The organism is Streptomyces sp. NPDC004721, from assembly GCF_053601495.1.
This window is the reverse complement of record NZ_JBSGBZ010000079.1, coordinates 1-20,814: the sequence shown is the minus strand read 5'-3', so window position 1 is coordinate 20,814 and position 20,814 is coordinate 1. Positions and strand designations below refer to the sequence as shown.

Genomic DNA, 20,814 nt, shown 5'->3' with positions numbered 1-20,814 from the left:
GTGACACCGGGAGGGGGTCTTCATGACCGATCGTGCCGACGCAGCCGATGGCGAGGACGACGAGTCGACCGACGCCAGCGAGGAGGCCACCGATTCCGAGTCGACGACGGGAAGTTCGGCTGCGGCCGCCGTCGCGAAGATTATCGACACCAGCGGTCCCTATAAGGACATCGTCCGGCGACTGCAGGCAGGCCCGGCCTTCCAGGTGGGGAAGTGGTCGCAAGATCAGGATCTCTTTGGTACCAAAAAGCTCGCTGCCGAGGCGATGAAGGGCGTCTTCCCGAGCGGACTGGCGAGCTATGCCGCAGGATTGCGGTCGATGGACCAGCTCGCCGGACGTGAACGTCTGAAGTACTTGAAGGCGACAGCGCTGCTGGGCGAGTCGGTCATCGGGCCTGGCACCACGTCTGCTTGGCGAACGTCTCTCCAGCTCGAGAGTGTCATCAGCCAGATGATCAAAGGCCCCGCGTTCAAGGTCACACCACCGACGTGGTGGGCAGCGGAGGAATTCCGCAAGAACCTGGGAGTCGCTGCTCGCCGCCAGGTGTATATGACTGACTGGCTGGCGCAGATCGACTCCGGGCGCGGCCTCCTGTCAGAGATCAGCAGTCGTCCGCTCTCGCTGTACCGCGACTATGTGGTCGGTCTCGGAAAGAGCCCAACACGATTCGAGATCAGCTCTTCCCTGTACACGGGGCAGGGCGTCAACGGCCTGCTCGGAGCCGATGCGCTCAGCTCCGAAGCCGTCCGTGAAGACACCGATCTTGAGCTGGAGGTCGCTGACCGCGTCGAGACTGACCTTCTCACGCCCCAGCAGGCGGGGCGTCTGGGCATACTGGACGAGCTCCGGCAAGCGTTGGAGCCGATCGATACCAAGGTTGTAGAGATGCTGGAAGGCGGATGGCACGTCGTCCGGCAAGCTCCGCCCGCTGCTGCGGAGATGGCCGCCAACTGCGTCGTCGAGGCCCTCGACCGAGCATTGCGCGCCGCTGCCCCAGACAAGGCAGTTGAGCCGTGGCTGCCGACGTCAGGGCGCCCTGAAGAGGAGTGGCGGTCCCCTACCGGTCGGCTCACCCGTGCTATCCGGATCCGCTACATCATGCGGGGCCACAAAAGCGAGACTAAGTTGACCTTGTCACTCGTGGACAACGTGATCGTCCTGCAGGAGCAGACGTCCTCTCGCGCCCAGGCTCTCAAACACGCCTCGGCAGGCGACCTGGCCAAGGCTCGCTGCCTGCTGATGGCAGCCGAAAATATTCTGTCCATGCTGTTCACCCTCCAGCGGGGCTAGCCACCTGCTACCCGCGAGGCCCCGCCCTGCGCTGCTGCGCCGGTGCGGGGCCTCACACGCGTATCCGCGGGGGCCGGATGTTCATACACGCGCTGCCGTGCTCAACGCCCCGAACCGCTGTCCGGTCACGGGCTGCCGGTCTCGTCCTGCTCCCCGCCGGCCATCTTCTGCTTGAACTCCGTGAGGTCCGCGTAGGTGGCGGCGTGCACGATCTCCAGGCGGGTCACCGCCGACGGCGTCTCGCGCAAGAAATCAGATCCCGGCGACGCCCTGGTCCTGGCGAACATCCTGCGCACCGACATGCCCATGCACCGCCCGCTGCCGGACGACACCGATCTGGCCCGTGCTATCGCTGTCTTGGCCCGCGCTCAGCAGGACGCCACTTGGAACCGGCAGCAGATCGCCAACCAGCTCCGCTCCCTGTTGCGGGAGTACTACCCCACTGCCCTGGACGCCTTCGCCGGATGGCAGAACGGCCTGTGCCGCCCCGAAGCCCGCGAACTACTCAAGACCGCGCCGACACCGGCCCAGGCCTCGCGGCTCACCCGCGCACAGCTCCGCTCCGCCCTCAAACACGCTGGCCGCAGCCGCTGCATCGAAGCAGAGGCCGAGCGGCTCCGCGACATCTTCCGGGGTGACTACGCGAGCCAGCCGCGGCTGGTCGAGGACGCGCTCGGCAAGCAGGCTCTCGCCCTCCTGCGGCAGCTGGAAGCCGCCTGCCTTGCGGCCGACGAACTCACCGAGGCGGTCGAGGCGTCATTTCTCCAACACCCGGACGCTGAGGTGATCTTGAGTTTCCCAGGCCTCGGGGTCCAGCTCGGCACCCGGGTACTCGCCGAGATCGGAGACGACCGCCATCGGTTCGCCGAGGCCCGCGGCATGAAGGCATACGCGGGATCCGCCCCCGTCACCCGCGCATCCGGGAAGAAACACCATGTCAGACGCCGCATGGTCAAGAATGACCGGCTCAACCACGCCGGCTATCTGTGGGCCTTCTCCGCCCTGCGGTCCTCACCCGGAGCCGACGCCCACTACCGTCGCCGACGCGAACAAGGAGACTGGCACGCAGCCGCCCAGCGGCACCTGTTCAACCGCATGATCGGGCAGCTCTACCACTGCCTCCAGACCGGCGAACCGTTCGATGAGCACATCGCATTCCCCTCCCAACTGGCCGCAGCTGCTTGACAACTTTGCATCGTGAGATGTCTCGGTGGGCGGGAGGCCGTCCCCGCCTGCTCAGTCCTGACGACGAGGACTTCGTCATCCAGACGGCCACCACCCGCCCGGCCAAGATCGGCCAGCCCTTCATCGGCAGCGAGAAGGGCATCCGCTGGGGCGGACGCCCCGCCGTCACCGTGTGACCGGTCAGTCCGGCAACGCCGTCAGCCGCACGAGTCGATCTCCTTTGGGCCGTAGAGGGCCTTGTCTTCCCTCGTGATCAAGGCCCAGTAGCGGTCCCCGAAGGACCAGTGCCACCACTCCGTGGGGTAGTTCACCAGTCCCGCTGCCGTGAGGACAGTGCCCAGCAGCCTCCGGTTGGCGCGGGCCTCCTCGCTGATGTTGGCGGCATCGGTGTAGCAGGCGCCCTCGCTCTCCTCCGGGTCGGCGTTCATCCGTGTGCCCAGGCCCAGCTCGCGCCCGTCGGCGTCGGCCAGGGTGAGATCGACGGCTGCCCCCGCGCTGTGCGGAGCGATCTCAGGCGGTGACACGTACCGGCTGGCTGCCGAGTGGATCTGCTCGGCGGACCAATCGGGGTGGACGGCTCGTAGCTGACCGGCGTACTCCTCGAAGTACTCCCGCTGGAGGGAAGGGGGCCGGTACCCCTCAACGAACAGCAGCCGCAGGTGTGACGGAAGCATCGCCTGGGCCTTGAGCAGCCGCTCCAGCACGCCTTCCCGCAGGTACACGAAGGCATCTGCCGGATCCTGCTTGCGCGCATCGACCAGCAACAAGCCACCGCGGCGCGCGTCCACGAGACGTTCACCGCACTCCGCAACGGGTATGGCAGCGACCTTCGGGTCCGACATCAACACGATCTCACTCATGACGCGATCATCCTGCAGAGCTCACCCCGGTGAACCTTCCTGGTCACAGAACTAGCTGGAGGCGTCGGCCATTTGCTGATGGTGGTGCTTGAGCGCGTCACGGGCCGTGAGGACATCGGCCGGGGCGAGGCTGCTCCAGTAGGCGTGCGTGAGGATCGTCCCGGCGAGTTCGACTTCCCGCGCCCGCAGCCGGGTGATCTCCATCGCGTCCTGGGGATTCCAGCCGAGGGAGGCGGGGCGGGACGACTTCCGTCAGGCGCTCTCGTGCGTCTCCCAGCCGTCCAGCGGTTCGGCCGACCACGGCACCCGCTGGTAGACCGTCTGCAGTTCAACGCGGACCTGACGGAGTTCGTCCTGAGCGTCAATCAGGTCTTGGGGGAAGTCGTACGAGGCTGCCACGACCCAAAGGTACTGCTGTTCGAACCGAGCTCCGGACCACCTCGCGGCAACACCTGGCCGACGCCACCGCATCCGTGCAGGTCACCCTTACCGTACGGGCGTGGTCGGACCCCTGACATCTCCGTTGCGGCCGCTTTCGCCCATGTCCCTGCTGAAGGTGAGGGAGAGGGACGGGCGGGATGGGCGGCGCGGCCGCAGCCGGGGATCGGGCCGCGCTTGCCAGGTTGCGCGTCGGCGCCGCCGCCGCGCCGGGGCCAGGCGATCAGGAGTCGCTGGACTCGCCGATGTAGTCGAAGCCCCGCAGTAGCGGGGTCAACTCCAGAACGCAGCCGCACAGCGTGCACAGCCGCGTCGCCGGGTTCTCTGCGGTGTTCAGGGCGTGCTCCAGATTGAGCAGCGACGTGCCCTGCGGTGCTTCCTCGCAGACCGGTGCGTGCAGGACGCCCCCGGCCGGGCCACGGCCGCCGCGCACCTTCGCCAGCACCCAGCCCGAAGGCCGGCGTTTCCCCGAGCGCCTCCCGGACCGCCGACTGCGGCGACGGCTCCAGCTGCTCGGCGGCGACCTGGTCGTAGTCGACGCCGTCGACCGGCCGCACATGGTTGGGAGCCCGGACCCACACCCGGTACTCCGCCGCCTCGACACCGCCGTCCTTGCGATCCCGGTACGACGGGAGCCCCACGAGGTGGAACCAGCCCGTCTCGGTCTGCCGTCGCCACCACAGCCGCGCGACGACTTCCTGCTGCCGATGCCCCAGCACTGGGTCGGCAGGCAGCACGACCCGGACTGGTACGGGCACCGGCTCAGGCCCGGCAGCATCATCGGAAGGTGTCGTCACGGCACCACGGTAAACAGCCGGGCCTGGACCTCCCACCGGAGGACCGGGCCCGAGACGGACGCCGTCTGAGCCCAACGCTGAGCCGAGGCCATGAGCTGCTCGTGGATCATCTCCTGCTCCATCGGACAACCGTAGGGCAGTCGGCTTCAAGCAAGCGTGCATCACGGGTTCTGCTGAGCTGCTTCGTGACGCCTTCTGCGCGATTCCGCCATGCGTCGTCGCTGCGCGGGCTGAACGTAGAGGAGAACCGCAGCCTCGGCGACCAACTCGGCGATGTCAGCGAGTTCTTCGGCGGAGTACGCGACGCCATGATGCACACTATCGTTCCCGACGACTCGCGTCTCGTCCAGAGCCGTGATGACGTCGGCGGGCAGGCCTCTGGCCGCGAGCTCCTGGATCTTGCCGTGCAGGGTGTGATGCGTGGCGCCCTGGTCCTTGCACAGCTCTTCCACCGCCGACCGGTATCCGACGCCGGCGAGCCGGGCCGCGCCGGAGTTCTCTGCCCGTGAGGCTTCCTCGTACGCGCTGCGGATCGGCTCCGGTACAGCTCTTCGAGGCGGGCGTCTCTGCCCCAACCTGTCTGCTTGCACTCGATGACTTCCAGGACCGAGCGACCGCACAACTGACACACCCAGCATTCCTGCTGTGTCCACGAAGAGTGGGGGTGAACAGGCAAGGACCCCTTGTCGTTGAACTCGCTTGGTGGTCGAAACCCTGGAGCTGCCGCAACAACAGGCCCTCACCCCGCTGCTCGATCCACCGCCGGATGCAGCGCGCCGCCACCGCTTTCCGCGAAGTCGTCCGAAGACTCTTCCCAGTTCGTCCTCGCGGGCACCCCAGACGCAGGCTGCTGAAAATGCTGGTGCCTGTGCTGAGCCTGACGGAGGCATGACGTGCGGCGGCGCTCACCCCGTACCGCTGTGGGGTGAGCGCCGTTCCTGTGTCGAGTGTTCCAGTCTCGGCGGGCACTTGCGCTCGGCTACCGTGCCATCACGAGGGCGTTTCGCCCATGTCGACGCCCACGTAATTCCCCACCGCCAGCACCAACTTCCCCACCCATCAGTTTGACGCGCCGGACGCGTGGAGTGAAGCTCTATTCACATGGCAGCGGGCTGCCAGCTACCCCTCGGGAATGGGCTGTCGGCCAACGCAACGCGCATGACTAACCCTCTGAAAATGGATGTCATTCATGGGCATAGGCTTGGGAGTGTGGCGACAGGCTGTCAAATCGCATTCCGCCAACTGCCCGTACTGAGCTGCGAGTTGCCGCGCCGATCGGGCTAAACGGCCTCTGGTGGGGCTTCGGCAGCGGGTATCCGGCCCGTCAGCGGCCCACCGGGTCCTCCCAGGCGCGGTCTCCCGGAGCCGTCAGGGCTAGGTGGCCGCCGTCGTCGAGGGGGGTCGGTACGGTGAGTGTGGCCAAGGGCTCGGTTTTGTCGAAAAGGTGGACCTCGCCGTGGCCGCCGCGGGTGACGCCGGTGAGCGTGGTGCCTGGGGAGGCGGCGATCGCCCGGCGCTGCACGCCGTCCCACGGCGTTCCTCCCGGCTTCGGTGCGCCGTCCATGGGCGGCAGCGGCTGACGGGCGATGACCTGGGGCTCGCCGCCCGAGGGTTCGGCCGTCAGCAGGATCAGTTCGTCGCCGTCGGGGTGCACACGTGCGTACGCGACGTGGTGCGCGGCGACTGCGAGCCGGAAGACCAGCCCGGGGCCGAGTGGCACGCGGCCGGTGCGGCCCCCGTCGAGGGTGTGGAACCAGGCGTCGTTGGTCCACTCCGGCCATTGCCCCGGGTCGGTGGGGCCGCCGCGTACGCACGACCACAGTGTCCGCCGTGCGGGATCGAGCCGTAGGTAGTAGCCGCGTCCGGGCCCGGCCCAGGATATCGGCTCCTCCATGAGCAGGCGGTCGCCGTCGCGCCGGGCTCGGTGCACTCCGGAGGCCGCGGCGGCGAACAGCCGTCCGGTGAGGCGGTCGTAGGCGTCGCCATGGCCGTCGTGGTCGGGCAGCTCCGTCTCGCACGCGGGTGACGCGGGGGGACTGGCAGGGGCGGCGCTCTGCAGGTCGTCGTAGCGGTACGCGGTCAGCGTGCCGGGCTCGCGGTGCCGCAGGACGACGAGCGGGCCGCCGGAGCCGCACATCACCGTCACGCCCGGTTCACCGGCCCGCGTGCGTACCCGGACCGACCTGCCGCGGTCGAGGTCGACCGTGGTCAGCAGGTCCGACCACGGCTCCCAGTTGCGGCCCAGACCTGTGGTGACCGCGAGCCGACGGCCGGACGCGTCGGCCGCCAGGTGTTCGGCCGGAGTGGCCACCGGCGCCGTCGCCGCGATCAGCGGGCGGCCCGCGTCCGGGCCGTACGGGTCGAGGACGACGAGCTCGCCCGCGAGGTCGTCGACGAATGCCCAGTGGCCGCCCGGGAGGGCGAGGAAGCCGGCGTGCTCGGCGAGGTGCCGGCCCTCCACGACACCCGTCACCCGGCCGTCCGGCAGGTTCAGCACCCGTATGGATCCGGCGACTTGGTCGGCTATCAGCAGGCGCGGGGCGAGCGGCATGGCAGGACTCCTGGAGGGGGTGGGGCGGACGAGCTATCGATAATGATTATCATGTGGCCTATTCGTGTGGTGGGGGAACGGCCTGGGGCGTCTCCGCCTCACGTCAGACCTGCCCTGGGACCGAGACGGAGAGCCGAGAGCCATATGTCACGCAGAATGCTGAGGACCGTTCGCCGCTGGGCCGCCGCAGCCGTCATGGGGGCGCTGCTCGCCGGCTGCGGAACCACCGCCGCCGAGACCGGCGACAAGGGGACAGGCAATGCAGGGACCAAGACCGATGTGAAGGTGGAGCCCATCACCGCCGCCCGCTCCATCACCGATGCCAAGGGCGTCACCGTCGCCACAAAGGCCGCGCCGCGGCGCGTCGTCTGCCTCGTCGCGCTCTGCGACGACATGCTTGCCGAACTGGGCATGACGCCTGCCGCCACCAACTCCGGGCTTCTCGCCCACCCCAAGTTCCTGGGCAAGGAGAAGGCCGCGAAGATACCGGTCGTACCGGGCGGCTTCCTCGCGCCCGAGGCCGAGGCGATCCTCTCCTACAAGCCGGATCTGGTGATCGGCCTGGAGGACACGCACGGCAAGCTCGCGCCGGCACTGAAGGGTGCGACGGTGTTCTGGCCGGTTCAACCGGGCAGTTGGGAGGACAGCGTTGGCTACCTGCGCAACCTCGCCGCGCTCACCGGGCGCACCTCGCAGGGCGAGGTGGCCGAGAAGGCGTTCCGCGCCAAGCTCGCCAAGGCCGAGAGCACCAGGAGCGACAAGACCGCGCTCATCATCTTCGGCAGCGACGAGAACTTCGGCGTCGCCACGCCCGGCAACGACGTCGTCGCCGGGCTCTTTCCCAAGATCGGGCACTACCCGTGGAAGAGCCGCGGCGTCGACGGTACGTACAGCATGGAGGAGATCCTCGCCGCCGACGTCGACGTGCTGTTCGTCGAGACGCTCTCCTTCGGCGGTTCTTCCGAGGGCAAGCTTTCCGACAAGCTCGCCAAGAACCCGCTCTGGTCGCGCATCCAGGCCGTCAAGAACGGCGACGTCCACGAGGTCGACTCCGAGGTGTGGGCCAAGGGCCGGGGCACCCGGTCGCTCGGCATCGTCCTCGACGAGGCGACGGCAGCACTGAAGTGACCGGGCAAGGGACCGTGCGCCATGTCGCTGTGGCCGCCGCGGTGCTGGTGGCGGTCATCGCCAGCGCGTTGTGCCTGGGAACGCCGTATGTGCCGCCTTCCGCACTCGCCGACGCGTTCGGCGGGGACGGCCTTGCCGGCGTCGTCGTTGCCGAACTGCGGCTGCCCAGGCTCGTGCTGGCGCTCGTCGCCGGAGCTTGCCTGGGCGCCGCCGGGCTGGTCCTCCAAGAGGCCCTGCGCAATCCACTCGCCGTCCCCGAGATGCTCGGCGTCTCCAGCGGGGCAGCGCTCGGCGTCGCGGCCCCGCTGGTCCTCGCCCTGTCTGTGCCGCTCGCGGTGCAGCCGCTGCTCGCTATCGGCGGCGCGGCGCTCGGCGGTGTCCTGACGCTGGTCGCTGCCGGGTTCGGACGCAGCCCTTCGGGCGTGCTGCTCACCGGGGCGGCCGTCGCCGCCGCCCTTCAGGCCGCGCTGCTCGTGCTGATGGTCCTGGCCGACCAACTCGACCTTCAGCTCATCTACCGCTACCTGCTCGGCAGCCTCTCCGCCCGAACCTGGGACGACGTGACGGGCCTCGGGCCCTGGCTTCTCATCGCCGTCCCGGCGCTGGTCCTGTGCGCCCCGGTGCTGAGCGTGCTGCGGCTCGGCGACGACGACGCCCAGGCGCTGGGCGTACGGGTACGGCGGGCACGGCTGGCCGCGCTTGCCATCTCCGTGCTGCTCATCGCGCCGGTCGTCGCCGTGTGCGGGCCGGTGGCCTGGGTCGGGTTTCTCGCACCCCACCTGGCACGCCGGTTGCGGCCAGGCTCGGACGCGGTGGGCTGGCTGCCGTGGTCGGCGGCGTGGGGCGCGCTGGTGGTGGCCTGCGCGGACCAGCCGGCGCGGCTCGCCCTGGCGCCGACCGAGACCCCCGTCGGCGCCTGGACGGCCCTGGTTGGCGTCCCGGCGGGCGTCGCCCTGCTGAAAGCGAGCCGCCGATGACGTACACGCGAATGTACGCGCGACGAACAGCCCTCCTGGTGCTGCTCGTTGCGGCCGTCGCGGCTGCTGGGCTGTGCGCCGGACGCGCGCTGCCGGCCTCTGGTGTCTGGGAGGTGCTGAGCGGCGCCGGCGACCCCACCGCCCAGCACATCGTTCTTCACCTGCGCCTGCCGCGCACCCTGGTAGCGCTGGCGGCGGGCGCCTCACTGGGCCTGGCCGGCGCGGTGCTGCAGTCGGCGCTGCGCAACCCGCTGGCCGGACCCGAAGTCACCGGCGTCACACCGGGCGCCGTTCTGGGCGCGCTGACCGCGACCGGGCTGGGCCTGGCGGGCTGGGAGTCCCCGGCCGCGGTGGTGACCGCCGCGTGCCTGGGCGGGTTCTCGGGGGCGGGGCTGCTGTGGTTGCTGGCCGGGCGTGAGAGAGGTGACCCCGCGCAGATCGCCGTGAACGGCGTGCTCGTCTCGGCGGTGCTCGCCGGACTGACCGCCATGGTGCTGCTGGTCGCCCCCGGCGAGCTCGGCAGTGTCGTCCAGTGGCTGGTCGGCTCCACCGAGGGCCGCGTGTGGGCCCACTGGCACCTGCTGTGGCCCTGGTCGACCGTGTGGGCCGTCGCCGCCTGCGCGATGGCGGCCCCCCTGACCCTGCTGCGCTGCGGGGAGGAACAGGCCGCGGCGACCGGGCTGAACACCGGACGGGCGCGGGCCGCGGCGCTCGTGTGCGCCGTGGCGCTCACCGCCGGGGCGGTCTCGGCCGTCGGCGCGCTCGGCTTCGTCGGGCTGCTCGTACCCCATCTCGCGTTCGCCCTTTTCGGGGCGGACCTGCGCGCCGCGCTCCCCGGGGCGGCACTGCTCGGCGCCGTCGTGGTGGGCGCCGCGGACGCGGGTGCCCAGTGGCTGTCCCGGATGGCCGCTGCCGCACTGGACATGGACCGGCTGAGCATTCCCGTCGGGGCGCTCACGACCTGCGGTGGCGCGGCGCTGCTGCTGATCGTGGCGCGCCGCCGCACAGCGAGTGAGGAGTGAAGGTGTACGTGGTCGTGGATGCCGAGACCAAGGGTGCGATACGGGTCGAAGGGCTGCGCTTCGGCTACCCGGGCCGGGAGGTCCTCGACGGGATGGACCTGGGCATCGCCACCGGCGAGCTGGTCGCCCTCGTCGGCCTCAACGGTTGTGGCAAGAGCACCCTGCTGCGGCTCTGCGCCGGCTTGCTGAAACCGGCCGCCGGACGGGTGCTGCTCGGCGGAGACGACCTGTCCCGCCTCTCGCGGCGGGCGGCCGCCCGCCGGGTGGCTCTGCTGCACCAGCAGGCTCCCCAGGTACCGGGCATGACGGTGCGTCACCTGGTGCGCCAAGGGCGGTACGCGGCACGAGGGCCGCTCGGCATGCTCCGCGACGGCGACGACGCGGTGTGCGCCCGGGCCATGGCCGACGTCGGAGTGACCGAGTGGGCGGACCGGCCCATGGACGCGCTCTCGGGCGGTGAGCGCCAGCGCGTACGGCTGGCCATGGCGCTCGCCCAGGACACCCGCGTGCTGTTGCTCGACGAGCCGACCACGTACCTCGACCTGCGTCACCAGCTGGAGGTCATGCAGACGGTGGTGCGGCTGCGCGAGGAACGCGGGCTGACGGTCGTGATGGTGCTCCACGACCTGGGGCACGCGGCGCGGTTCGCGGACCGGGTTGTGGCGCTGCGTCACGGCCGCGTGGCGGCGGACGGCCCGCCGGCCGAGGTGGTCACCCCGGCCCTGCTGGCCGAAGTCCTGGGCGTGGCAGGCCGGGTGGGTCGCGATCCGGAGGGCGGCTGGCCGGTGTGTTACCCGGATCACCCGCTCCCCGGAGCCTTGCAAAACGATAATCATCTTCATTAGGGTCGGTGGTGCGTCGCCGGTCCGGCGGCGCCGTCACCCGTACTGAACGGAGACTCATTCATGGAGCAGAACAAGGTGTTCACGCCGATCGCGGAGCAGGGTCAGCTCGCTCACCTGTCGGCGACCCACTCCAACGCCCTCGTCGAGAACCCCTTCGACGACGCCGTTGAGGCGGACGCGGACAAGTAAGCCCGCCTGCCGAACCTGGGCCCGCCCGGAACGCCTTCCCGGGCGGGCCCGTCCAGTCCCCTTCTCCCTTGGAGGAACCTCGTGGCCACCGTGCGGCTCGCCCCCGGCGTTGTCCTCGTCACTGTCCCCCGACGGGGCCTCGCCGTCCGCACGCCCGACGGGAGGTTCCTGCGGGTGAACACGGGCGCGGCGGACGAGAAGGAGCTCCTCGCCCATCTCACCGACGGTGGTCCTGGCAACCCCCAACTCCAGGCTCTTGCACGGGCCTTCGAGGAGGCGGGTTACACCACCCGCACACCGGCACCTGCCCCGCTCGACGGACGCACCGTGGTCGTGCTCGGCGATCCCGAGCTCACAGGGCCGCTCACCCGGTGCGTCCGTGACGCGGGAGCCACCGTGCGCAGCGACTTCCGCGTCGAGGACTCCCACCGCACCGCCGTCGTCTGGTGCCTGAACAAGCCTGCCGCCGAAGGCATTTGGGAGGAGGCCGATGAGCTGCCCCAACGCGGGACGGCCTGGCTTCGCTGCCACCGCGAGGGCGCCCACGCCTGGCTTGAGCCGCTTGCCTGCGCGCCCGGTGACGTCACCTCCGCGCACGTACGGCTCCGCCGGCTCGCCGCGACCCCTGCGTACCGCGAACTCTCCGCCTACTGGGCCGGCCACGCCACCCCCGACGAGGCCCCCGGCCACTCGCAGGCGTCAGCCGCGCTCACCGCGGCACTGCTCACCGGGGACCTCATCGCTTGGGCGAACGGCGCGTCCCTGCCCGTACGGCGCCGACTGCGCCGCATCGACCTGCGCGACCTCACCGTCACCGAACACCCCGTCCTGCCGGTACCGCGCGTCGCCCCTCTGGACCTGCGCCGATGACCACCACCGTCCGCATCAACGGCCTGGCGACCGATGTCTGCCTTCCCCCGGAGCCGGGCACCCACCCCACCGTGGTCATCCGCACTCCCTACGACCGCCGCCATCACCGTGCCGAGCTGCGCGGCTGGGCCGTCCGGGGCTTCGCCGCCCTCGCCCAGGACGTGCGCGGCCGACACGCATCGCAGGGCGACTGGCACCCGTACGGCGCCCACGAACCCAAGGACGGCGAGACGACCCTTAACTGGATCCGCGCCCAGCGCTGGAGCAACGGCCATGTGGTCGCCGCAGGCGCCTCGTACGCCGCGTACTGCGCCCTCCTCACGCCCGGTGCCGACGCGGTGATCGCCGCCGTTCCCGCCCTCGGACTCGCCGAGACGGCCCGCGAAACCACCGGCCCCGAACGCCTCCAGGCCCGCGTCGGCTGGTGGTCCCAGCACGGCGCCCGCCAAACCTGCACCCCGAGGGCGCTGGAACACCTCCCGGTCAGCGAAATCCTGGACCTCCCGGCGTGGCCCGACCTGTGGCACGCACCCCGCCGCGCCCTGCCCGGGGCCCGCGTGCCCCTGCTCTGCGTCGGAGGTAGCCGCGACCCGTTCGCCGAGGACACCATCCGGCTCTGGCGGCACTGGCCCGGCCCCGCCCGGCTGCTGCTCGGCCCCTGGGGCCACCGGCTCACCGCGGAGCCGGCACCCGAGGCACGCCCCGGCCACCGGCTCAACCTCGGTGAGGTCTACGCCAGCTGGGCCCGCGCCGCACTCGCCGGCACCCTCGCGGGCCGGACCGGCGCGGTCGCGCTCGGCGGCAGCGATCACTGGTGCCGCCCCAGGCCGGGCCACCCCGCCTCGTTCGCCTTCGGCACCCGGCTGCGCCTCCTGAACGGCGCCGACTTCGTCGCCGACCCCCACCACCCGGTCCGCTCCGACGACCTGAACGTCCCCGCCCAGGGCACCCCGGACCGCTGCCTGCTGCTCTCACCACCCCTGCCGCGCCCCCTCGACATCTTCGGCCCCGCCGAAGCCCGACTGGACGCCGTCGCCGACGCGCCCTGTGCCGACTGGGCCGTACGTCTCGTCGCGCTCGACCCCGCCGGCCGGGCCGAACCGCTCGCCACCGGCATCGTGCGCCGCACGGAACCCGGGCCCTTCACCGTCCCGCTCGGCCACCTGGCCCGTCGCCTGCGCGCCGGGACCCGGCTCCGCCTCGAAGTCGCGGGCCACCACTTCCCGGCACACGCCCGCAACCCGCACACCGGCGAGGACCCGGTGGCGGCCACCCGCCTGCTGCCCTCCCACCGCGCCGTCCGCATGCGCGGCAGCGCCCTCTTCCTCCCCGTCGTCCGGGGCGTCCACCGCCTCGATCCCGCCCAGGAGATCCAGACTTGACCATCGAATCCCTCGTGGACCCCGTCTGCGGGCTGATACGCGGCGTCGAGCCCGTACCGCACCCCACCGGAGCCCCGCCCCGCTACACCGCGATGACCGCCGACGTCTGCGACGCCCGCCGGTTCGGCGCGTGGCCCGCAGACCGGGTCTCGCTCGGCACCACCTTCGGTGACCCGGCCGGCGCGCGGATCGCCGCCATCGCCGAGGCAGTCGAACGGTACTGCGGCAACCGTGTGCCACCGCAGGGCCACCCCGACGCGCCGCGCCGTGCCACCGCCGCCGAACTCACCGCCGAGGGAGAACGTCTGTACGGCCCGAGCGACGGCCCGGCCTATGCCCCCTGGCAGTACGCACGCGAGAACTTCCCCTACCGCCCTCTCACCCCCGACACCCCCGCCCTGTGGGCCCGCGGCACCGAGGACGGCGGGGAGTGCTGGGCGCCCGTCGCCCTCACCCACCTCAACTGGCGCCAGGGCGAGCACCGCTTGCTCCCGCGCACCCACCACCTCAACTACGCGGGCATCGCCACCGGACAGGGCCTGGACGACGCCGTCGAACGAGCACTCCTCGAAATCGTCGAACGCGACGCCCTCGAACTGTGGTGGCACCTCGACGGCCCGACCCGCGGCATCGACCCCGCCAGCGTGCCCGGCCTGCTCGACGACCTCGCCGGCACCACCCTCGACGTGTGGATCGTCGAGATGCCCTCCGAATTCGCCCCGTGCATGGCCGCACTCGTCCACGATCCCGCCCGCGGCATCCACGCCGCCGGCTTCGCCTGCCGCTACGACCCCGCCGAAGCCGCCCGCAAGGCGGTCCTCGAAGCAGTCCACACCTGGGTCTTCACCCAAGGCACCACCGACGCCGACGGCTGGGTCTTCCAAGCCATCGAGGCGGGCATGTTGGCCCGTGGCCTCTACCTCGACCATCGCCCCGATCGGCGCTACCTCGACGCCTGCGGCGAGGACTTCGCAGCCGTACGCGACCTGGGAGCCCACGTCCAGGTGTGGCTCGACCCGCGCATGGCTCCCTACGCTCGCCGCTTCACCGACCCTGCACTCGGCACCGTCCCCATCACCGATATCAAACCCACCACACGATCCGCCCTCAGCTCCCGCCTTGCCGGCCACCGCGTGATCACCTTCGACCTGACCACCGAGGACATCCGTGAAACGCCTCTGCGCGTTGCCCGCGTCCTCGTGTCCGGCCTCATCCCGAACCAGCCCGCGGCCTTCGCCTACCTCGGCTGCCCGCGCTTCGGGCAACAGGCGCTGTCACGACAGTGGCGCACCAGCGCGCCCACCACCGCTGCCGACTTCACCCTCGCGCCACCACCCCACATGTGATGACGTCCCTCCACACCGCCCTCGCCCGAGCCCGCTCCCCCCAGCCGCCCGGCCCCGACATCCCGGCAGGCCACCAGGTCACCCCGTGGCCCGGGGAGCCTCACCCGGTCCCGCCGCACCTGGACCGGCTCCTGCGGCTGTCCCTCGAGGGCAACCGCCTGCGCCCCGCGGCCTCCGCCGGCGCCCTGCACCCGGTCAACGCCCACCTCCTGCTGGGCCCCGACAGCACGGTCCCGCCCGGCCGGTACGCGTACGACCCCGTACGGCACCGCCTGCTCGCGCGCGGCACCGTATCCGCCGACGCGCCACCGGGCGCGGTCGCCGTCCTCACCGTCACCGCGCGGCGCACGGTGTCCCACTACGGCCATCGAGCATGGCCGCTGCTGCTCCTGGACACAGGACACGCGACCGCCGCGCTCGCGCTCGCAGGCGCGCCGCAATGGTGCCCGGACGCGGACATCACCATCCTCGCCGCAGCGGCGGGCCTCCCGCCCGACTGGCACTGCGCCGAGCCGGAACACCCGCTCGCGGCCGTACGACTCACACCCGGGCCGGCCGACGCCCTCGACCACTGGGCGGCCTACGCCCCCGGCGCCCCACCCCTGCCGACATCCCACACCCCGCCGCCCGTCCTCCGAGAGACATGGCGCATCCTCAGTTCCCTACCCGGCACGACGACCTGGCGCCCCACAGCGGCTCCCGTACTGCCCGACACCGCCCTGACGTCCCGCCGCAGCGCCCAGCCGCCCTTCCCGGGCGTGCCCGAGAGGACCCTGCTGGAACAGGTCCTGGCAACCGCCCGCCGCACAGCACCAGTCCCGTGGCGCCTGCTGACCGCCCGCCACCCCGGTACAGCGGCTGCGCCCGCAGGCGAGGCCGTCCCCGCGGACCTGGCCGCCCGGGCCGCGGGCCAGTCACTGCTCGGGCACGTCGGTGCCCTGCTTGTCGCGCACGGCTGCCCCGACGATGCGCCGCCCGCCCAGGTGCGCCAGGACCACGTGCTCGCGGGCCACGGCGCCGGCCTCGCCCAAGCGGTCGCCACCCACCTCGGTCTGGCCTCGCGCCCCATCGGCTCCTGGCAGCACGGCCCCTGCGGCCCGCCCCACATCATCCACGCCCTCGCGCTGGGCGTCCGCACACAGCACCCAGAAGGGACCGACCGGCCATGATGTTCCACCCGGAACTGCTGCGCGCCGCACGGATCGCGCGACGCCCCCTCCTCGGGGCCACCGCTCTGCTCGGCGCCGTGGCCGTCACCCACCTCGCCCAGGCGGTGCTCATCGCTCTGGCCCTGGCCCGCATCGCGCGCGGTGAGATCTCCGGCCTGCCCGCCCTGCTGGCCGCGGTCCTCACCACCGTCGCCGTCCGCGCCGTACTGGGTTACCGTCAGCGCGTCCTCGCCGTCCGCGCCGGGGCACGCGTACGAGTCGGTCTGCGCGACGAGCTCCTCGAACGCCTCGCCGCCCTCGGGCCCCTACACGGCACGGACAACCGCGCGGGAGCCGTACGCGCCACACTGGTCGACGGTGTGGAGGGCGTCGACGCGTACGTCTCCCGCTACCTCCCACAGCTTCTGGTCACCTGCGTGCTGCCGCTCCCGCTCCTCACCACCGTCGCGGCGGTCGAACCGTACGCGCTGCTCGCCCTCACTCCGGCGCTCCTTCTGGCCCTCTTCGCTCCGCGCTGGTGGGACAAGCTGCTCGCCCGCCGCGGCCAAGAACACTGGGGCTCGTACGAGGCGCTGTCCGCGGACTACCTCGAGGCGCTCCAGGGCATGCCGGCGCTGCGGGCCGCCGGCGCGGTCACCCGCACCCGAGCGCGCCTGGAGGAGCGTTCGGCGGCCTTGCACCGTGCCACCGTCGCCAAGCTGCGGGTCTCACTCGTCGACACCGGCATCACGGACCTGGCCGTCCAGGGCGGCACGGTTGCCGCCGCGCTCGTCGCATGCGCCTCCGCCGCCTCCGGCCGGACCGCCGCCACCGGCACCTACCTCGTCCTCATGCTGGCCTCCGAGTGTTTTCGCCCGATCCGGGACCTGTCGCGCGAATGGCACGCGGGCTACCTCGGCCTCTCGGCCGCCGACGGCATCACCAAGCTCCGCACCGCGCAACCCGCCGTACGCGACGAGGGCACCGAGCCGGCTCCGCACCAACCGCCCGAGATCCGCTTCGACGACGTGCACTTCACCTTCCCGGGCGCCGCGAGCTCCGCACTGCGCGGGATCACGTTCACCGCCGACTCAGGCCGCACAACAGCCATCGTCGGCCCTTCCGGCGCCGGCAAGTCGACACTCCTCGCGCTCCTCCTGCGCCAGTGGGACCCGGACAGCGGGAACATCACCCTCGACGGCACGGACCACACCGCCCTCACTTTCGCCTCCCTTCGACGCGGCATCGCGGTCGTCTCCCAGGAGACCTACCTCTTCCACGCCTCCGTCGCCGACAACCTTCGCCTGGCCCGCCCCGACGCGACCGACGAGGAGCTGTATGCGGCCGCCGGCGCCGCCGGCATACACGACGAGATCACGCGGCTGCCCGACGGCTACGACACGCTGGTCGGCGAGCGCGGTGCGACGCTCTCGGGCGGTCAGCGCCAACGCCTGGCGCTCGCCCGGGCCTTGCTCGCGAACGCGCCGGTCCTGGTCCTGGACGAGGCCACGAGCGCGGTGGACGAGCGCCGTGAGTCGCGCATCGGCCGCGAGCTGCTCCGTGCGGCGCGCGGCCGGACCTGCCTGGTCGTCGCCCACCGCCTCGCGTCTGTACGGGACGCCGACCGGATCGTCGTCCTGGACGGTGGTCGCATCGACGGGGTCGGGACGCACACGAGCCTCCTGACGCAAGACGGGCTGTATGCGCGGCTGGTGGCCGCGGGACGCACTCAAGAAGGTAGGGCGGCATGACCACCATGGCGACCGGGGCCGAACGCGGTGCCCTGCGGGCCCTGCTGCCGGTGCTGGCGGCGCACAAGGCCATGACGGCACGGACGTTCGGTGCGGCGCTCCTCGATCAGGCGGCGCTCGTCGCGCTGGTGACGCTTGCCGCGCACACCGTCGGTACCGCGGTCATGGAGCACTCCGTTCCGGCACCGGCCACCGTCACCGCTCTCATCGCACTGGTTCTGCTGCGTTCGCTCGCCACCTGGCGGGAGATGGACCTGTCGCACGACCTGGCGTACCGGGTGCTGGCCGAGCTGCGGGTACGGGTCTTCGACGGGCTGGCCCGCAGCGCGCCCGCGCGGATAGCCGGCCGACGCAGCGGCGACCTCGCGGCGGCGGCACTGGCCGATGTGGAGGCGCTGGAGTTCTTCTACGCGCACGCCGTCGCCCAGATCCTCGCCTCCGCCACCGTCTTCGCGACCGGCACGGCGGTGCTGGCCGTGGTCGACATCTGGCTGCTGGCCCCGATCGTCCCCGCTGCCGGGTTGCTGGTCCTCGTGCCGCTGCTGGACGGCCGGGCGCGGGCGACGCGCGGTGCCCGCACGCGCCGGGCAGCCGCCGAGCTGTCCGCAGAGGCGGTCGAGACCGTCGACGGGCTACGCGAACTACTCGCCTTCGGCGCGCTGGAGCAGCGGCGCGCCGGTCTGCGCAAGCAGGGCGAGCGGCTGGGGGAGGCACAGAGTTCCGAGCACGCGTGGGAGGCGGGCGCGTCGGCGGTGCGCGACCTTCTCGTGGTGGCGGCAGTCGTCGGGGTGGTCGGGACGGCCGCGCACTCGCTAAGCGGGGCATGGGCACCGGCGGCCATGGCGCTGGCGCTCGGCGTGCTCGCCCCGGTCGCCGACTCCTCCGCCGCGCTCGGCCAGGCGGCCGGGCTGCGCGCGGCGGCCTCCCGCGTCGGCGCGGCGATCCGCGCCCGGGCGGGGGCGCCCGTGCCCGCCTCGCCACGCCCGGCGCCGGCCGGACCCCTGGGCGTCCGGATGCGGGGGGTTCGCTTCGACTACGGCGGTGCGCCCGTGCTCGACGGCCTCGACCTGACGGTCCACGCCGGCGAAACCCTCGCACTGGTGGGGGCGTCCGGCACCGGCAAGTCCACCTGCGCGCATCTGCTGGCGCGCTTCTGGGATCCGACGCAGGGTTCCGTCGAGCTGGTGGGGGCCTGTGGCTCGCCCGTCGACATACGGGAACTCGCGGAGCAGGAACTGCGCCGTACCATCTCGGTCGTCGGCCAGGACACGCCGCTCTTCCACGGCACGCTCAGCGACAACCTCCGCCTCGGCCGCCCGGACGCAACCGAAGGCGAACTGCACGCGGCCGCCCGCGTCTGCGGCGTCGACCGGATCGCCAAGGCCCTGCCCGACGGATACGACACACAGGTCGGCGAGCGCGGCGCGACGCTCTCCGGCGGGCAGCGCTCCCGCATCGCCCTGGCGCGGGCGCTGCTGACGAACTCGCGGGTCCTCGTCCTGGACGAAACGACGGCCCACCTGGATACGGCGGGAGACGCGGAGCTGTCCGCGGCGCTCGCGGCCGCGTCCCGGGGGCGTACGACGGTGGTGATCGCTCACCGGCCGGCGACCGTGCAGCGAGCGGACCGGATAGCGGTCCTGGAGAACGGCCGGATCGCGGAGATCGGCACATGGGACGAACTCTCCCGTGCGGGCGGGGCGTTTTCCCGAGTGCTCACCCGGTGAGCATAGGAAGGCCATCCGACGGCTGACGGGCCCGCGAAGCGGTGCGCGGCGCCCCGGCCCGCCCGCGGGGCGCTGATGGCGAACCGGGGATGTCACGGCGCGAGGGCGGCACTACGCCCGGGGCTGCTCCCGGCACGTCGCGCGCTTCACCTGACGCCCGGGCGTCTTGGGTGACCGGGCGGCTGCCGTGCCGGGCGGCGCCGTGGCTGCGTCCACCGCCCGGCCCGGGGTCTTCAGGCCCCCGCTACAAGGTCGTGGTGCTCGTGCTCGCAGCTGTCGTCGATGCCGTAGATGTCCCAGGCGGGGAACGGGTCGACGGGCGGCAGGCTCTTGCCGTCGGCCATGAGGCAGTCGGTCAGGGCCGCGTGCAGCGCGTCCGCGTGCAGGTGCGTGCCGATGAAGACCAGTTCCTGGCCGCCGGGGCTGTCGGTGTCGCGGGCGCCGGAGGGCTCGAAGCGCGCGACGGAGCCGGCCTGTGACCACAAGCCCGTCACCTGCGGGCGGCTGGCCAGAGTGAAGAACCCCTTGGAGCGCAGGATCTGCCCGTACGCGCCGCTGTCGAACTCCTGGGTCACGAACGTCCACAGCCGGCCGGGGTGGAACGGCAGTTCGGCGCGGAAGACGGTCGAGGAGATCCCGTACTCCTCCGTCTCGGGGACGTGGTCGCCGTTGAGCTCCATCACCCAGCCGGGGGCCTGCTGTGCGCGTTCCAGGTCGAACAGCCCGGTGCCCAGTGCGTCGCCGGCCTTCACACGGCCGTGGACGGCCGGGAGGATGCGCGCGGTCGGGTTGAGGCGGGTGAGCGTGGCCCGCAGCCGGTCCGCCGACTCCTGGTCGACGAGGTCGAGCTTGTTGAGCACGATGACGTCGGCGAACTCGACCTGGTCCGTCAGAAGGTCGCTGACGGTGCGTTCATCGTCCTCGTACTGGTCCAGGCCGCGCTCGACGAGCTCGTCGCCGCTCGTCAGCTCGGACAGGAAGTTGGCCGCGTCGACGACCGTGACCATGGTGTCCAGGCGGGCGACCTCGCCGAGGGTGGCGCCGTCGTCGCGGGCGAAGGCGAAGGTCGCGGCCACCGGCATGGGTTCGGAGATGCCGGACGACTCGATGAGCAGGTAGTCGAAGCGGCCCTCGCGGGCCAGCCGGTCGACCTCCTGAAGCAGGTCGTCGCGCAGGGTGCAGCAGATGCAGCCGTTGGTCATCTCGACCAGACGTTCCTCGGTGCGCGACAAGGCTGCCTCGCCGCCGCGCACCAGGGCGGCGTCGATGTTGACCTCGCTCATGTCGTTGACGATGACCGCGACGCG

Annotated in this window: 20 protein-coding genes and 3 pseudogenes; 14 read left to right on the top strand and 9 right to left on the bottom strand. The window is 71.8% G+C overall.

From position 1 onward, the window contains the following. Positions 1–22: 22 nt before the first annotated feature. Complete coding sequence (locus ACWEK3_RS38190; RefSeq protein WP_453251827.1) at positions 23–1,291, top strand: pPIWI-associating nuclease domain-containing protein; 1,269 nt, start codon at positions 23–25, stop codon at positions 1,289–1,291. Between the two features lie 125 nt (positions 1,292–1,416). On the opposite strand, the gene ACWEK3_RS38185 is transcribed toward ACWEK3_RS38190, so the two are convergent. Next, the gene (locus ACWEK3_RS38185) at positions 1,417–1,539 is read right to left on the bottom strand and encodes a hypothetical protein (protein WP_450546776.1); all 123 of its coding nucleotides are present in this window, start codon (positions 1,537–1,539) and stop codon (positions 1,417–1,419) included. Between ACWEK3_RS38185 and ACWEK3_RS38180 the strand changes: the two are divergent. Both ACWEK3_RS38180 and ACWEK3_RS38175 read left to right on the top strand, forming a co-directional pair. After that, positions 1,526–2,476, top strand: a pseudogene (locus ACWEK3_RS38180) (transposase); the annotation flags it as partial. The gene ACWEK3_RS38185 and the pseudogene ACWEK3_RS38180 overlap by 14 nt on opposite strands. 23 nt (positions 2,477–2,499) lie before the next feature. Next, a pseudogene (locus ACWEK3_RS38175) lies at positions 2,500–2,598 on the top strand (transposase); the annotation flags it as partial. A 75-nt stretch (positions 2,599–2,673) separates the two neighbouring features. Here the strand turns inward: ACWEK3_RS38175 and ACWEK3_RS38170 are convergent. From ACWEK3_RS38170 to ACWEK3_RS38140, 7 genes and pseudogenes are all read right to left on the bottom strand, one after another. Next, positions 2,674–3,336 carry a M15 family metallopeptidase gene (locus ACWEK3_RS38170; protein ID WP_450546760.1) on the bottom strand — a complete coding sequence of 221 codons (663 nt, stop codon included), beginning with the start codon at positions 3,334–3,336 and terminating at the stop codon, positions 2,674–2,676. A gap of 51 nt (positions 3,337–3,387) precedes the next feature. After that, positions 3,388–3,540 (bottom strand): hypothetical protein, encoded by a 153-nt coding sequence (locus ACWEK3_RS38165; protein ID WP_450546761.1) that lies wholly within the window; start codon positions 3,538–3,540, stop codon positions 3,388–3,390. Positions 3,541–3,588: 48 nt separating this feature from the next. Continuing rightward, on the bottom strand, positions 3,589–3,735 hold the full coding sequence (locus ACWEK3_RS38160; protein WP_450546762.1) for a hypothetical protein: 147 nt from the start codon (positions 3,733–3,735) through the stop codon (positions 3,589–3,591). 262 nt (positions 3,736–3,997) lie between these two features. Continuing rightward, positions 3,998–4,511, bottom strand: a pseudogene (locus tag ACWEK3_RS38155) (DUF6233 domain-containing protein). Between the two features lie 56 nt (positions 4,512–4,567). Then, entirely contained in the window at positions 4,568–4,693 is a 126-nt protein-coding gene (locus tag ACWEK3_RS38150; RefSeq protein WP_453251826.1) for a hypothetical protein, read from the bottom strand. Between the two features lie 39 nt (positions 4,694–4,732). Then, the gene (locus ACWEK3_RS38145; protein ID WP_453251829.1) at positions 4,733–5,209 is read right to left on the bottom strand and encodes a DUF4145 domain-containing protein; all 477 of its coding nucleotides are present in this window, start codon (positions 5,207–5,209) and stop codon (positions 4,733–4,735) included. Positions 5,210–5,895: 686 nt separating this feature from the next. Further along, the gene (locus tag ACWEK3_RS38140) at positions 5,896–7,122 is read right to left on the bottom strand and encodes a hypothetical protein (protein WP_453251825.1); all 1,227 of its coding nucleotides are present in this window, start codon (positions 7,120–7,122) and stop codon (positions 5,896–5,898) included. A 144-nt stretch (positions 7,123–7,266) separates the two neighbouring features. On the opposite strand from ACWEK3_RS38140, the gene ACWEK3_RS38135 reads away from it, so the two are divergent. The 11 genes from ACWEK3_RS38135 (at position 7,267) to ACWEK3_RS38085 (ending at position 19,507) form a co-directional block, all read left to right on the top strand. After that, positions 7,267–8,250: an ABC transporter substrate-binding protein gene (locus ACWEK3_RS38135; RefSeq protein ID WP_453251824.1), complete on the top strand. Its 984-nt coding sequence runs from the start codon at positions 7,267–7,269 to the stop codon at positions 8,248–8,250. Positions 8,251–8,264: 14 nt separating this feature from the next. Then, on the top strand, positions 8,265–9,227 hold the full coding sequence (locus ACWEK3_RS38130; RefSeq protein WP_453251823.1) for a FecCD family ABC transporter permease: 963 nt from the start codon (positions 8,265–8,267) through the stop codon (positions 9,225–9,227). Beyond that, complete coding sequence (locus tag ACWEK3_RS38125) at positions 9,224–10,249, top strand: FecCD family ABC transporter permease (RefSeq protein WP_453251822.1); 1,026 nt, start codon at positions 9,224–9,226, stop codon at positions 10,247–10,249. The genes ACWEK3_RS38130 and ACWEK3_RS38125 overlap by 4 nt, the downstream gene beginning before the upstream one ends. 14 nt (positions 10,250–10,263) lie before the next feature. After that, entirely contained in the window at positions 10,264–11,094 is an 831-nt protein-coding gene (locus ACWEK3_RS38120; protein WP_453251821.1) for an ABC transporter ATP-binding protein, read from the top strand. Positions 11,095–11,154: 60 nt separating this feature from the next. Then, positions 11,155–11,283 (top strand): streptamidine family RiPP, encoded by a 129-nt coding sequence (gene amiA, locus ACWEK3_RS38115; RefSeq protein WP_267882580.1) that lies wholly within the window; start codon positions 11,155–11,157, stop codon positions 11,281–11,283. A gap of 81 nt (positions 11,284–11,364) precedes the next feature. Next, the gene (locus ACWEK3_RS38110) at positions 11,365–12,153 is read left to right on the top strand and encodes a hypothetical protein (RefSeq protein WP_453251820.1); all 789 of its coding nucleotides are present in this window, start codon (positions 11,365–11,367) and stop codon (positions 12,151–12,153) included. Next, on the top strand, positions 12,150–13,535 hold the full coding sequence (locus tag ACWEK3_RS38105) for a CocE/NonD family hydrolase (RefSeq protein WP_453251819.1): 1,386 nt from the start codon (positions 12,150–12,152) through the stop codon (positions 13,533–13,535). The genes ACWEK3_RS38110 and ACWEK3_RS38105 overlap by 4 nt, the downstream gene beginning before the upstream one ends. Further along, positions 13,532–14,881 (top strand): YcaO-like family protein, encoded by a 1,350-nt coding sequence (locus ACWEK3_RS38100; RefSeq protein ID WP_453251818.1) that lies wholly within the window; start codon positions 13,532–13,534, stop codon positions 14,879–14,881. The genes ACWEK3_RS38105 and ACWEK3_RS38100 overlap by 4 nt, the downstream gene beginning before the upstream one ends. Then, complete coding sequence (locus ACWEK3_RS38095; protein WP_453251817.1) at positions 14,881–16,050, top strand: hypothetical protein; 1,170 nt, start codon at positions 14,881–14,883, stop codon at positions 16,048–16,050. Before ACWEK3_RS38100 ends, ACWEK3_RS38095 begins: the two co-directional genes overlap by 1 nt. Next, positions 16,047–17,780: an ABC transporter ATP-binding protein/permease gene (locus ACWEK3_RS38090; RefSeq protein WP_453251816.1), complete on the top strand. Its 1,734-nt coding sequence runs from the start codon at positions 16,047–16,049 to the stop codon at positions 17,778–17,780. The genes ACWEK3_RS38095 and ACWEK3_RS38090 overlap by 4 nt, the downstream gene beginning before the upstream one ends. Then, complete coding sequence (locus tag ACWEK3_RS38085) at positions 17,777–19,507, top strand: ABC transporter ATP-binding protein (protein WP_450546774.1); 1,731 nt, start codon at positions 17,777–17,779, stop codon at positions 19,505–19,507. Before ACWEK3_RS38090 ends, ACWEK3_RS38085 begins: the two co-directional genes overlap by 4 nt. Positions 19,508–19,740: 233 nt before the next feature. Here the strand turns inward: ACWEK3_RS38085 and ACWEK3_RS38080 are convergent. After that, on the bottom strand, positions 19,741–20,814 hold a 1,074-nt coding region (locus tag ACWEK3_RS38080; RefSeq protein ID WP_453251815.1), incomplete at its 5' end, for a GTP-binding protein.